Raw genomic sequence first — 13,335 nt, 5'->3', positions numbered from 1 at the left:
CTCACTGTGCGACCGTGGCCAGCCCGGCCCGGCCCATCGCCCGCATGGCCAGCCGCACCTTGCCGATGCGGCCGAACCCCGGGCGGGCGGGGCCGGTGATCTCATAACCGCAGACCCGGGCCTCCAGCCTGGCGGATGCGCCCTGCCAGTCGCCGTCGGTGACCAGCAGCGTGCAGCCCTTCTGCCGAGCCCGGGCCACCACCGCCCGCGCCCGGGTGGCCGGCACCGTGCGCCCGCCCAGGCCGAGCACCACCAGGTCCATCCCGTCCATCAGGACCGCGGCCACCTCGACCGGGTCGGCTCCGGCTTCGGGGATGACGGCGATCCTGCTCAGATCGGCTCCCATCTCCACGGCCGCCAGCAGGCCGACATCGGGTTGACCGACGATCGCGGCGTGTCCGCCGTCGGCCGTCACCGCCGCCACCATGCTCAGCGGCAGCGACCGCGCCCCCGACACCACTGCCACCGTTCCGCGCGGCAACGGCTCCGATAGGAGTTCTGCATGGGATTCGGGTATCGGCAGCAAAGCTTCCGAGGCCGGCAACGGGTCCGTCGACGGCGCGGCGCCGCTGCGTCCGAGCCCCACCTTGCCGGAGACCGCCGCGATCTTGCGACGCAGGTGTTCCACCTGTTCAGCGCGGGTAAGCTGGCGCCGATCCAGGTCCATTGCCGCTGTCACAGCAGCACCTCCTGTATCATCTGATTCACCGGTTGTTCGAATGTATGTTCGATACCGTCAGTAAACACTCCCCCACCGACAGCGTCAAGGCGCTTTTTCAGTGCGCGAGGGGGCTAAATCACTCCCACTCGATGGTGCCGGGCGGCTTGCTGGTGATGTCGAGCACCACGCGGTTGACCTCGGACACCTCGTTGGTGATGCGGGTGGAGATGCGTTCGAGCACCTCGTAGGGCACCCGGGTCCAGTCCGCGGTCATGGCGTCCTCGCTGGATACCGGGCGCAGCACGATCGGATGGCCATACGTGCGGCTGTCGCCCTGCACGCCCACCGACCGGATGTCGGCCAACAACACCACCGGGCACTGCCAGATCTGGTGGTCCAGACCGGCCGCGGTCAGCTCCTCGCGGGCGATCGCGTCGGCGCGCCGCAGCGTGGCCAGCCGGTCCGCGGTGACCTCGCCGACGATCCGGATGGCCAACCCCGGCCCCGGAAACGGTTGGCGCGCAACGATTTCTTCGGGCAATCCGAGTTCGCGGCCCACCGCGCGAACCTCGTCCTTGAACAGCAGCCGCAGCGGTTCGACGAGCTTGAACTTCAGGTCGGCGGGCAGACCACCGACGTTGTGGTGGCTCTTGATGTTGGCGGTGCCGGATCCTCCGCCGGACTCCACCACATCGGGATAAAGCGTGCCCTGAACCAGGAACTCCACATCACCGTCGTTGGCGCCCAACGTGTCTCGCACCGCACCCTCGAAGGCGCGGATGAACTCGCGGCCGATGATCTTGCGCTTGCCCTCAGGGTTGGTCACCCCGGACAACGCCTCCAGAAACCGCTTCTCGGCGTCGACGGTGACGAGCTTGGCGCCGGTCGCGGCGACGAAATCCCGTTGCACCTGGGCCCGTTCGCCGGCCCGCAACAAACCGTGGTCGACGAACACACACGTCAGCCGGTCCCCGATGGCGCGCTGCACCAGCGCGGCGGCCACCGCCGAATCCACGCCGCCGGACAGCCCGCAGATCGCGCGTCCGTTGCCGATCTGGTTGCGCACCTCGTTGACGAGCGCGTCGGCGATGCTAGCCGCGGTCCATGTCGCGCTGATGCCCGCGAACTCGTAGAGAAACCGGCTGAGCACCTGCTGGCCGTGCGGCGTGTGCATCACCTCGGGGTGGTACTGCACGCCGGCCAACCGGCGCTCGCGGTTCTCGAAGGCCGCGACGGGCGAGCCGGGGCTGACCGCCACCACGTCGAACCCGTCGGGGGCCTCGGTGACCGCGTCGCCGTGGCTCATCCACACCGGCTGAGTGTCGGGCAGATCGGAATGAAGCTGTCCCCCGGTGACTTTCAGCTCTGTTCGGCCGTACTCGCGGGTGCCGGTCTTGGCCACCGTGCCGCCGAGCGCCTGGGCCATCGCCTGGAAGCCGTAGCAGATGCCGAACACCGGCACCCCCAGGTCGAACACCACCGGGTTCAGCTGCGGCGCATCTTCGGCGTAGACGCTGGCGGGCCCGCCCGACAGCACGATGGCCTGCGGGTCGCGGGCCATGATCTCCTCGACGCTGGCGGTGTGCGGGATCACCTCGGAGTACACCCGCGCCTCCCGGATCCGGCGCGCGATCAGCTGCGCGTACTGCGCTCCGAAGTCGACCACCAACACGGGTCTGGGTGCTGACGATGTCACCCGGTCAGTCTAGTTGGCGCGAACAAAACGTCGCTCCTCGTTACCTGCGCCACGAAGTGGGAATGGTGACAGACAATAGCCCGTAAACGGCCCGTACCCGTCCGACGACCACGACGCTCGAAGCGAGGACCACCGTGCATGGTCTGCCGAAACACATCCGCGCCTGCCTGTTCGACCTGGACGGGGTGCTGACCGACACGGCCAGCGTGCACAAGAAGGCGTGGCAGGCCATGTTCGACGACTTCCTGCGTGCCCGTGCGCAACGCAGCGGCGAGCCGTTCGTGCCGTTCGACGTCGACGCCGACTACCTGCGCTACGTCGACGGCAAGAAGCGCGAGGACGGGGTGCGCTCCTTCCTTGCCAGCCGCGGCATCGAGCTGCCCGACGGGAGCCCCGACGACGGTCCCGACACGGAGACCGTGTTCGGCCTCGGCAACCGCAAGAACGAGATGTTTCACCAGGTGTTGCGCGCCGAGGGTGTGACGGTGTTCGATGGCTCGCGGCGCTACCTGGAGGCGGTGATCGACGCGGGCTTCGGCGTCGCGGTGGTGTCCTCGAGCGCGAACACCCGCGAGGTGCTCGAGGTGACCGGTCTGGACAAGTTCGTCCAGCACCGGGTCGACGGTGTGGTCCTGCGGGAGGAGAACATTCCCGGTAAGCCCGCCCCGGACTCGTTTCTGCGGGCGGCGCAACTGCTCGGCGTCCAACCCGGCGAGTGCGCGGTGTTCGAGGACGCGATCGCCGGAGTGGCCGCGGGGCGGGCTGGTAACTTCGGCTACGTGGTCGGAGTGGACCGCGTCGGGCATGCGGAGGCTCTGCGCCGCAGCGGTGCCGATATCGTCGTGGCCGACCTGATGGAGCTTCTCACGCAATGATGACCGACGAGCTTTATCCGGTAGAGCCGTGGCACATCCGCGAAACCTCGCTTGATCTATCGATTCTGGACGAATCGGAGTCGATCTTCGCCTTGTCCAATGGCCACATCGGCATACGCGCCAACCTCGATGAAGGCGAGCCACACAGCATTCCGGGCACCTACCTGAACTCGTTCTACGAGGTTCGTCCGTTGCCCTATGCCGAGGCGGGCTACGGGTATCCGGAAGCCGGCCAGACGATCGTCAACGTCACCAACGGCAAGCTGCTGCGCCTGCTGGTCGACGACGAACCGTTCGACGTCCGCTACGGCGACCTGCTCGAGCATGAACGCGTGCTGGACATGCGCGCCGGCACGCTGACCCGAAACGTGCGGTGGCGGTCACCGGTGGGCAAGGAGGTCAAGGTCGTCTCCACCCGCCTGGTGTCGCTTGACCAGCGCGGTGTGGCCGCGATCGAGTACATTGTCGAGGCCGTCGAACAGTTCGCCCGCATCACCGTGCAGTCCGAACTGGTGGCCAACGAGGACCTGCCACCCACCTCCGCCGACCCGCGGGTCGCGGCCGTGCTCAACCGCCCGCTGGAGGCGGTGCACCAGGAAAGCACCGTCAACGGCGCGGTCCTCATCCACCGCACACGCGCGAGCCAGTTGATGATGGCCGCCGCGATGGACCACGAAATCGACGTGCCCGGCCGTGTCGAGGTGAGCACCGACACCTCAGAGGACTGGGCCCGCACCACGATCATCTGCGGGCTGCGGCCCGGGCAGCGGCTGCGCATCCGCAAGTATCTGGGCTACGCGTGGTCGAGCCTGCGGTCCCGCCCGGCGTTGCGCGACCAGGTCGCGGGTGCGCTCAGCGGTGCCGAATACACCGGTTGGCAGGGCCTGCTGGACGCCCAGCGCGCCTATCTCGACGACTTCTGGGACTGCGCCGACGTCGAAGTGGAAGGCGATTCCCACATCCAGCAGGCCGTGCGGTTCGCGTTGTTTCACGTGCTGCAGGCAAGCGCGCGCGCCGAGCGGCGCGCGATTCCCAGCAAGGGGTTGACCGGAACCGGCTATGACGGTCACGCGTTCTGGGACACCGAGGGTTTCGTGCTTCCGCTGCTCACCTATACGGCGCCCTATGCCGCCGCCGATGCGCTGCGGTGGCGCGCCTCAACGCTGGATCTGGCCAAAGAGCGCGCCGAGCTGCTCGACCTCAAGGGGGCCGCGTTCCCGTGGCGCACGATCCGTGGTGAGGAGTGCTCGGCATACTGGCCGGCGGGCACAGCGGCTTTCCACGTCAACGCGGATATCGCGATGGCGTTCGAGCGGTATCGCGTTGTGACGGGCGATGATTCGCTGGAGCGCGAGTGCGGGCTGAAGGTGCTGGTGGAGACGGCCAGGATGTGGCTCTCGCTCGGTCAGCACGACCGGCACGGGGTGTGGCACATCGACGGCGTCACGGGTCCCGACGAGTACACCGCGGTGGTGCGCGACAACGTGTTCACCAACCTGATGGCGGCGCGCAACCTGCGCGCGGCGGCCGACGCCTGCCTTCGGCACCCCGACGCGGCCAACGACATGGACGTCACCGCCGAGGAGATCGCCGCGTGGCGTCATGCCGCTGAGACCGTTCACATTCCGTTCGACGAGGAACTGGGCGTACACCCGCAGTGCGAGGGGTTCACCACGTTGCGGGAGTGGGACTTCACAAGCAACACCGCCTATCCCCTGCTGCTGCACGAACCGTACGTGCGGCTGTACCCGCAGCAGGTCGTCAAGCAGGCCGACCTGGTGCTCGCGATGCATTGGGAGAGCCACGCTTTCACCCCGGAGCAGATGGCGCGCAACGTCGACTACTACGAACGGCGCACAGCCCGCGACTCGTCGCTTTCGGCCTGCACACAAGCGGTGATGTGCGCAGCGGTCGGGCATCTGGAGTTGGCCCACGACTACACGTACGAGGCCGCGATGATCGACCTGCGCAATCTGCACCACAACACCCGCGACGGTCTCCACATGGCCTCGCTCGCCGGCACCTGGTCGGCGCTGGTGGCCGGCTTCGGCGGGCTACGCGACGACGAAGACGTGCTGGCGCTCGACCCCCGCCTACCCGCGACGCTCAAACGCCTGAAATTCCGGTTGCGCTGGAAGAACTTTCGGCTCACCGTCGACGTCAACCACGAAGACGTCACCTACACCCTTCGCGACGGGCCCGACACGTCGCTGACGATCCGCCATGCCGGCGAAGACCTCGAACTCAAGACCCAACATCCGACGACGGTCGCCGTCAGGCCCATCGAACCGTTGCTGCCACCGCCGCAACAGCCCCCCGGCCGCGCGCCGATGCGCCACAAGACCTCCGGCTAGGCCATCTGCTTGCCGACGGGCAGGCCGCCGGTGGCCTCGAAGATGACCCGACGCCCGATCTCCACCGCGTGGTCGGCGAACCGCTCGTAGTAGCGGCCGAGCAGCGCCACGTCGACGGCAGAGCAGACGCCGTCCTGCCACTTGTGGTCGAGCAACAGCGTGAACAGATGACGGTGCTCGTCGTCGACCGCGTCGTCCTCGTCGTGTAACCGGGCCGCCTTGTCGGGATCCGGCGCGATCAGCACTTCCTGCGCGATTCTGGCCAGTCGCACGGCCCTGGAACCCATCTCGGCGAAGCTGGCACGCACCTCGTCGGGCAGCGCGCACTCGGGGTGGCGCAGCCGGGAGATGCTCGCGACGTGCACCGCGAGCGCGCCCATCCGCTCGATGTCGGCGCTGATCCGGATGGAACCGACGATGGTGCGCAGTTCCCCCGCCACCGGTTGCTGCAGCGCGAGCAGCCGGATCGCGGTCTCCTCGGCGCGCCGATTCAACATCGCGATGTGCTCGTGGTCGGCGATGACCTGCTCTGCCAAGGTCAGGTCGGCGTCGAGCAGGGCCGTCGTCGCGCGCTCCATCGCCGCGGCGGTCAGGCCGCACATCTCGGCCAACTGGGCGCACAGTGCCGACAACTGCTCGTGATATGCGGTGCGCATGGCCGGAACCTTCCCTATACCGCGTCCGGTGGCCCCCGATGGGGCACTGCATACCCAGATCGGCGGCGGCTCAACCAGTCGAGCTGACCGGTTCGATCGGCAACCGCAGTGCCGCGGGCGCGTCGGCGGGCACCGCCGGATGCTTCGGCGGGATCGGCGCGAGCCGCTTGTACGGTTGCCCCTGCGCGGGACGCAGATCATCCTCGCCCTTGTTGGGCCACAGCGACGCCGCCCTCTCGGCCTGTGCGGTTATCGAAAGCGACGGGTTCACACCGAGATTCGCCGAAATCGCCGCCCCGTCGTGCACCGACAGCGTCGGATAGCCGTAGACCCGCTGATACGGGTCGATGACGCCGGTCCGCGGGCTGTCGCCGATCGCCGCGCCGCCGAGGAAGTGCGCGGTCAACGGGATGTTGAACAGCTCGCCCCAGGTGCCGCCCGCGACGCCGTCGATCTTCTCGGCGATGCGGCGGGTGACCTCGTTGCCGACCGGAATCCACGTCGGGTTGGGTTCACCGTGGCCCTGCTTGCTGGTCATCCGACGGTACCCGAGTTTGGTGCGCTCGGTGAACGTGGTGATCGAGTTGTCCAGGTGCTGCATGACCAGCGCGATGACGGTGCGCTCGCTCCATCGCCTGACGTTGAGCATGCGCAGCGTCCCGCGCGGGTTGGCGGCCGCGTTGCGGATGAACTGCCGCCAGCGCGGCACATCGGTGCCTTCCGGCCCGTCGCCGTCGGTCATCAGCGTCTGCAGCAGGCCCATGGCGTTGGAGCCCTTGCCGTAACGCACCGGCTCGATGTGGGTGTCCGGAGTCGGATGGATGGACGACGTGATCGCGACGCCGTGCGTGAGGTCGAGATCAGGCGACACCTTGTACTTGCCCGCGCCGACGATCGACTCGGAGTTGGTCCGCGTCAGCACCCCCAGACGATCGGACAGCTTGGGCAGCTTGCCGTTGTCGCGCATCTTGAACAGCAGCTTCTGTGTGCCCCAGGTGCCCGCGGCCAGCACCACGTGCGTGGCGGTGAGCGTGCTCTTCTTCCTGCGCACCCAGGCGCCGGTGCGGACCGTGTCGACCTCCCACAAGCCGTCCGCGCGCTGCTGGAAACCGGTGACGGTTCTCATCGGAATCACTTCTGCCCCAGCCTTTTCGGCCAGGTACAGATAGTTCTTCACCAACGTGTTCTTGGCGTTGTGGCGGCAGCCGGTCATGCACTCGCCGCCCTCGATGCAGCCGGTGCGCGCCGGGCCCGCCCCGCCGAAGTACGGGTCGGGCACCGTCTTGCCCGGCGTCTTGGTGCCGTCCGGGCCGAAGAACACGCCGACCGGCGTGGGCACCCAGGTGTGGCCGACGCCCATCTCGTCGGCGACTTCCTTGACGATGCGGTCGGCGTCGGTGAACGTCGGGTTGGTGACCACGCCGAGCATGCGCTGCGCCTGGTCGTAGTGCGGCATCAGCTCCGCGCGCCAGTCGGTGATGTTCTTCCACTGCGGGTCGTTGAAGAACGGGTCCGGCGGCACATACAGCGTGTTGGCGTAGTTCAGCGATCCGCCGCCGACCCCGGCGCCGGCCAGGATCATCACGTTGCGCAGCAGGTGGATCCGCTGGATGCCGTACATGCCGAGCTTGGGCGCCCACAGGAACTTGCGCAGGTTCCACGAGGTCTTGGCGAAGTCCTCGTCGGCGAAGCGCCTGCCCGCCTCGAGCACCCCGACCCGGTAGCCCTTCTCGGTGAGCCGCAGCGCGGTCACGCTTCCGCCGAACCCCGAGCCGATGATCAAGACGTCATAGTCAGGTCTCATCAAACCAGTATGGCCCGACCCGGAAGCGCGCTCGTCGTCCGAGCATTTCCCACCCATTTCTGCAGCAGGACTGTGCCGCGGCGCTGAGCACGACCCTGGTGCAGAAATCGGCGCAAGAGATCAGCTGCCGACCGTCAGCCCGACCTTCTGGAACTCCTTGAGGTCGCAGTAACCCGCCTTGGCCATCGACCGGCGCAGACCGCCGACCAGGTTCAGCGAGCCGAACGGGTCGTCGGACGGGCCGTTGAGCACCTGCTCCAGCGACGGCCGCTCCCCGAGCGCCACCTGCAGCAACGCACCGCGCGGCAGCGACGGGTGGGCCGCCGCGGCGGGCCAGAACCAGCCACCGCCCAGCGCTTCAGCCGACACCGCCAGCGGGGTGCCGAGCACGACGGCGTCGGCGCCGCACGCGATCGCCTTGGCCAGATCACCGGAGGTGTGGATGTCGCCGTCGGCCAGCACGTGCACGTACCGGCCGCCGGTCTCGTCGAGGTACTCGCGCCGCGCCGCGGCGGCGTCGGCGATCGCGGTGGCCATCGGCACGCTGATGCCGAGCACCTCGTCGCTGGTGGTGACGCCCTGCGTGGAGCCGTACCCGACGATGACGCCGGCCGCACCGGTCCGCATCAGGTGCAACGCGGTGCGGTGGTCGAGCACGCCACCGGCCACCACCGGCACGTCGAGTTCGGAGATGAAGGTCTTGAGGTTCAGCGGCTCACCGTCGGAGGCGACCCGTTCGGCCGACACGATGGTGCCCTGGATGACCAGCAGGTCGATCCCGGCGGCCACCAGGGTCGGGGTCAGCGCCCGCGCGTTCTGCGGACTGACCCGCACCGCCGTCGTCACCCCGGCGTCGCGGATCTGGGCGACCGCCGCGCCGAGCAGATCAGGATCCAACGGCGCCGAATGCAGTTGCTGCAGAAGGCGAATCGACGCCGACGGTTCGGGCTCCTTCTCGGCGGCCTCGATGACTTCGGCGATCTTGGCCTCGACATCGGCGTGCCTGCCGATCAGGCCTTCGCCGTTGAGCACGCCCAGCCCGCCGAGGCGGCCGAGCGCGATCGCGAACTCCGGCGACACCAGCGCATCGGTCGGATGCGAGATCACCGGGACCTCGAAGCGGTAGGCGTCGAGCTGCCACGCCGTCGAGACGTCCTTCGACGACCGCGTGCGCCGCGAGGGCACGATGTTGATGTCGTCGAGTTCGTATGTGCGGCGGGCGGTTCTGCCCATGCCGATTTCCACCATGTCACGCATGACCAATGAATCCCCTTAGCGGGCGTAGTAATTCGGCGCTTCGACGGTCATCGTGATGTCGTGCGGATGGCTTTCCTTCAATCCCGCCGCGGTGATCTGCACGAACTGCGCCTGCTGCAGCTGCTCGATGGTGGCCGACCCGGTGTAGCCCATGGCCGCCCGCAACCCGCCGGTCAGCTGATGGATGACCGTGGACAGCGGGCCGCGGAACGGCACCCGGCCCTCGATGCCCTCGGGCACCAGCTTGTCCTCGGACAGGGCGTCGTCCTGGAAGTAGCGGTCCTTGGAGTAGGACTTCCCGCCGCCGCGGCCCTGCATGGCGCCCAGCGAGCCCATGCCGCGGTAGCTCTTGAACTGCTTGCCGTTGACGAAGATCAGCTCGCCGGGGGACTCGGCGGTACCCGCCAGCAGCGAACCCAGCATCGCCGTCGACGCCCCGGCGGCCAGGGCCTTGGCGATGTCGCCCGAGTACTGCAGGCCGCCGTCGGCGATCACCGGCACTCCCCTGGGCGCACACGCCGCTACGGCCTCCAGGATCGCGGTGATCTGGGGCGCGCCGACGCCGGCGACCACCCGGGTGGTGCAGATGGAGCCGGGACCGACGCCGACCTTCACCGCGTCCGCGCCGGCATCGGCGATCGCGGCCGCGGCGGCGCGGGTCGCGACGTTGCCGCCGACCACCTCGACGCGATCACCCAGCACCGTCTTGATGCGGTGCACCATGTCGAGCACCCCGCGGTTGTGCGCGTGGGCGGTGTCCACCACCAGCACGTCGACACCGGCGTCGGCCAACGTCATCGCGCGCGTCCAAGCGTCGTCGCCGACCCCGACGGCGGCGCCGACGAGCAACCGGCCGTCTTCGTCCTTGGTCGCCAACGGGAATTGTTCGGTCTTGACGAAGTCCTTGACCGTGATCAGGCCCGTCAGCTTGCCGTGCCCGTCGACGATGGGCAGCTTCTCGATCTTGTGGCGGCGCAGCAGCCCCAGCGCGGCCTCGGCGGACACCCCTTCCTGCGCGGTGATCAGCGGCGCCTTGGTCATCACCTCCGAGACCGGCTTGGACTGGTCGACCTCGAAGCGCATGTCGCGGTTGGTGATGATTCCGACGAGCGCACCGGTGTCGTCGACGACGGGCAGCCCGGAGATCCGGAACCGCGCGCACATCGCGTCGACCTCGGCCAGGGTGTTGTCCGGCGAGCAGGTGACCGGGTCGGTGACCATGCCGGCTTCGGAACGCTTGACGGTCTCGACCTGGCCGGCCTGCTCGGCGATCGGAAGGTTGCGGTGCAGCACCCCCATGCCGCCGGCGCGGGCCATCGCGATCGCCATCCGCGACTCGGTCACCGTGTCCATCGCCGAGCTGACCAAGGGGACCTTCAGCCGCACCTTCTTGGTGAGCTGGCTGGAGGTGTCGGCGGTGGCGGGAACCACGTCGGAGGCCGCGGGCAGCAACAGCACGTCATCGAAGGTGAGCCCGAGCATGGCGACTTTCGTCGGGTCATCACCGCCGGTCGGCACCGGCACGGCGAGCGGAACGCTGCTTTCAGCGATCGACATGGATGGGCCTCCAGTGACGAGGACAGTCGTCGAGCTAGAACCCATCCTATCTAGGCATCGACGCCTGCGGTTCGGTGCCACACGGTGTTCCGAATCGCACGACGCCATGCCGGGCAACGGCTGGCGAAAAATGAGTGCGGCTGCGTAGGGTGGAGTCGTGCGTGACCACCTGCCACCGGGTTTGCCACCCGACCCGTTTGCCGATGACCCGTGCGACCCCTCCGCCGCGCTCGACGCCATCGAGCCCGGCCAGCCGCTGGACCCGCAGGAGCGGACGGCGGTCGAGGCTGATCTCGCCGACCTGGCGGTTTACGAGGCGCTGTTGGCGCACAAGGGCATCCGCGGTTTGGTGGTGTGCTGTGACGAATGCCAGCAGGATCACTACCACGACTGGGACATGCTGCGCGCCAACCTGCTGCAGCTGCTCGTCGACGGCACGGTGCGGCCGCATGAGCCGGCCTACGATCCGGAACCCGACGCGTACGTGACCTGGGATTACTGCCGTGGTTACGCCGACGCGTCGCTCAACGAGGCAACGTCGGACACCGACGGCTACCGCTGAGCCCGCTCCACTGAGCTCGTCCTACTCGTGGCCGGGCTTCGGCACCGCGACAGTCGTGGTGATCACCTGCTTGGGCGCCTGCTGCTTCGGACCCTCCTGCTTCGGCGCCTGCTGCTTGGGTGCCTGCTGCTTGGGTGCCTCCCGCGGCGGCGCCTGCTGCTTGGGTGCCTCCTGCGGCGGCGCCTGGGTGGTCGCCTGCTGAACGGGCGCCTGGGTGGTCGCCTGCTGAGTCGTCTGTAGCACCGTCGTGACCGGGGGCTGCGTCGCGGGCTGCTCCGTGGTCGGCGCTTCGATCGCCTGCGGTTCCTCCGTGGCCGTCGGCGACGGCTCGGCAGCCGTCGGCACCGGGGTGGACGGTGACGGCGTCGGCAGCACTGTCGCCGTGGACGACGGTGGCTGCTGCGCTGACGTCGTCGGTGTCGGCCGCGGTGCGGGCGAACTCGTCGGCTCCGGCGTCGGTGACGGCGTCGGCGTCTCAGTTGGCGACGGTGTCGGCGACGGGCTCGGCAACGTCGACGACGGCACGCTCGTGACATCCGACGGCGACGGAGTGGTGGTGTCCGACGGCAGCGGGCTCGTCGTGTCCGACGGCGACGTCGACGTCGGCGTCGTGGTGTCGAGCACCGCGACGGGCACCTCCGGGAACACCGGCGGCGGCACGTCCGGCGGAATGGTCGCGGCCGGGTCCTGAGCCTGAACCTTCACGGTCAGCTCTTGCCACTCGCTGACGAACTCCTGTTTGCGCTGGACGTCGTCGACGGTCGCCACGGTGGTGGTCAGCGTCTGCAGCTTGTCCTGAGCGGCCTGCCACTCACCCTGTTCGATCAGCTGCTGCACCTCGGCCAGCTGCTGCGAGGCCAGCATCACCGGATCGTCGCGGGTGGCCTGCTGCTCACCGAACAACATCGTGCGCAGCCCGTACAGCGCGTCGCCCGGTCCGGTGCCGGCAACCACCGCGCCGAAGCCACCGATACACAACACCGCCGCCGCGACCGATCCCAGGACCGCCAGCGACGTGCGGGTGCGCCGACGCGCCGCGGTCGCACGATCCAACGCCAACACCGCGTCGCGCGGGGTGACGGTCGCGGTGAGCGGGGCGTCGCGAACCTCGTCGCGCCACCCGGCCAGCAGCTGCGCCAGTTCGGCCTCGCCCGGGTCGGTGGCATACACCGGCTGTTCGAACGCCAACGCGTCCAGGAACCGGTCGGTGCGGTTGATCTCGTTGAGGGACGGGTCCCCCCCGTTTGCATTCCAGCGTCCGAAGTCAGGCATGGTCGTGCCGCCCTGTCGAGATGATCTCCTGCTTCAGCCGCGCCAGTGCGCGATGCTGGGCCACCCGCACGGCGCCCGCAGTGCTTCCGACCGCCTCGGCGGTCTCCTCGGCGCTCATGCCGACGACCACACGCAGGATCAGGATTTCGCGCTGCTTCTCGGGCAGCACGGCGAGGAGCTTGTTCATCCGCTCCGACGACTCGGCGTCGAGGGCCATCTGCTCGGGCCCGGCGTCCAGCGAGTACCGCTCCGGCACGACATCCGTCGGGTCGGAACGATTCCTGGCCGCTGCGCGGTGTGCGTCAGCGAGCTTGTGTGCAGCTATGCCGTACACGAAGGCCAGGAACGGTCGTCCCTGATCCTTGTAGCGCGGCAGCGCCGTGATGGCGGCCAAGCACACCTCCTGAGCAATATCGTCTGCTGAAAGCCCACTGCGCTCCGCTGCCCCCACCCTTGCCCGGCAATACCTGACAACGATGGGACGGATGGTTTCCAGCACCTGTCGGAGTGCGTCTCGGTTACCTGCCACCGCCTCAGCAACGACAGCATCGAGACGTTCTCTCGAAATTGTCATCGTGGGCGATCTCTCCAGCGTTACGAACCGGCGGCAGTCCGGCGGGGGTGGCTCAGCTAAACAATAA

Annotated in this window: 11 protein-coding genes; 3 read left to right on the top strand and 8 right to left on the bottom strand. The window is 68.4% G+C overall.

The window, feature by feature from the left end; all coding sequences use genetic code 11:
* Window position 1 precedes the first annotated feature (1 nt).
* Both MELE44368_RS12145 and guaA read right to left on the bottom strand, forming a co-directional pair.
* The gene (locus MELE44368_RS12145) at window positions 2–679 is read right to left on the bottom strand and encodes a DnaE2-dependent mutagenesis accessory factor ImuA' (protein WP_206613755.1); all 678 of its coding nucleotides are present in this window, start codon (window positions 677–679) and stop codon (window positions 2–4) included.
* 118 nt (window positions 680–797) lie between these two features.
* On the bottom strand, window positions 798–2,357 hold the full coding sequence (gene guaA, locus MELE44368_RS12140) for a glutamine-hydrolyzing GMP synthase (RefSeq protein ID WP_128108719.1): 1,560 nt from the start codon (window positions 2,355–2,357) through the stop codon (window positions 798–800).
* Between the two features lie 134 nt (window positions 2,358–2,491).
* Between guaA and MELE44368_RS12135 the strand changes: the two genes are divergently transcribed.
* Window positions 2,492–3,232 carry a beta-phosphoglucomutase family hydrolase gene (locus MELE44368_RS12135; RefSeq protein ID WP_128108718.1) on the top strand — a complete coding sequence of 247 codons (741 nt, stop codon included), beginning with the start codon at window positions 2,492–2,494 and terminating at the stop codon, window positions 3,230–3,232.
* Window positions 3,229–5,586 (top strand): glycoside hydrolase family 65 protein, encoded by a 2,358-nt coding sequence (locus MELE44368_RS12130; RefSeq protein ID WP_128108717.1) that lies wholly within the window; start codon window positions 3,229–3,231, stop codon window positions 5,584–5,586. The genes MELE44368_RS12135 and MELE44368_RS12130 overlap by 4 nt, the downstream gene beginning before the upstream one ends.
* Here MELE44368_RS12130 and phoU read toward each other — a convergent pair.
* The 4 genes from phoU to guaB all read right to left on the bottom strand — a co-directional run bounded on the left by phoU (window position 5,583) and on the right by guaB (window position 10,860).
* A complete protein-coding gene (gene phoU / locus MELE44368_RS12125) occupies window positions 5,583–6,242 on the bottom strand; it encodes a phosphate signaling complex protein PhoU (RefSeq protein ID WP_128108716.1) in 660 nt (219 codons plus the stop codon). The two genes, MELE44368_RS12130 and phoU, sit on opposite strands and share 4 nt — an antisense overlap.
* Before the next feature lie 70 nt (window positions 6,243–6,312).
* Window positions 6,313–8,046: a GMC oxidoreductase gene (locus MELE44368_RS12120; RefSeq protein WP_128108715.1), complete on the bottom strand. Its 1,734-nt coding sequence runs from the start codon at window positions 8,044–8,046 to the stop codon at window positions 6,313–6,315.
* A gap of 120 nt (window positions 8,047–8,166) precedes the next feature.
* A complete protein-coding gene (locus tag MELE44368_RS12115; RefSeq protein WP_206613757.1) occupies window positions 8,167–9,294 on the bottom strand; it encodes a GuaB3 family IMP dehydrogenase-related protein in 1,128 nt (375 codons plus the stop codon).
* Between the two features lie 24 nt (window positions 9,295–9,318).
* A complete protein-coding gene (gene guaB, locus MELE44368_RS12110) occupies window positions 9,319–10,860 on the bottom strand; it encodes an IMP dehydrogenase (RefSeq protein WP_128108713.1) in 1,542 nt (513 codons plus the stop codon).
* 157 nt (window positions 10,861–11,017) lie between these two features.
* Here guaB and MELE44368_RS12105 point away from each other — a divergent pair, with 157 nt between their 5' ends.
* Window positions 11,018–11,422 carry a DUF5319 domain-containing protein gene (locus MELE44368_RS12105; protein WP_003882245.1) on the top strand — a complete coding sequence of 135 codons (405 nt, stop codon included), beginning with the start codon at window positions 11,018–11,020 and terminating at the stop codon, window positions 11,420–11,422.
* A gap of 21 nt (window positions 11,423–11,443) precedes the next feature.
* On the opposite strand, the gene MELE44368_RS12100 is transcribed toward MELE44368_RS12105, so the two are convergent.
* Together MELE44368_RS12100 and MELE44368_RS12095 are read right to left on the bottom strand one after the other, a co-directional pair.
* Window positions 11,444–12,694 carry an anti-sigma-D factor RsdA gene (locus MELE44368_RS12100; RefSeq protein ID WP_128108712.1) on the bottom strand — a complete coding sequence of 417 codons (1,251 nt, stop codon included), beginning with the start codon at window positions 12,692–12,694 and terminating at the stop codon, window positions 11,444–11,446.
* Window positions 12,687–13,268, bottom strand: a complete 582-nt coding sequence (locus tag MELE44368_RS12095; RefSeq protein WP_128108711.1) for a sigma-70 family RNA polymerase sigma factor — start codon at window positions 13,266–13,268, stop codon at window positions 12,687–12,689. The genes MELE44368_RS12100 and MELE44368_RS12095 overlap by 8 nt, the downstream gene beginning before the upstream one ends.
* Window positions 13,269–13,335: the final 67 nt, after the last annotated feature.

This window comes from Mycolicibacterium elephantis DSM 44368 (assembly GCF_004014805.1).
In the GTDB taxonomy this organism is placed as follows: domain Bacteria; phylum Actinomycetota; class Actinomycetes; order Mycobacteriales; family Mycobacteriaceae; genus Mycobacterium; species Mycobacterium elephantis.
Note: the sequence above shows the minus strand (reverse complement) of the source record. Positions and strands in the feature narration are given on the sequence as shown.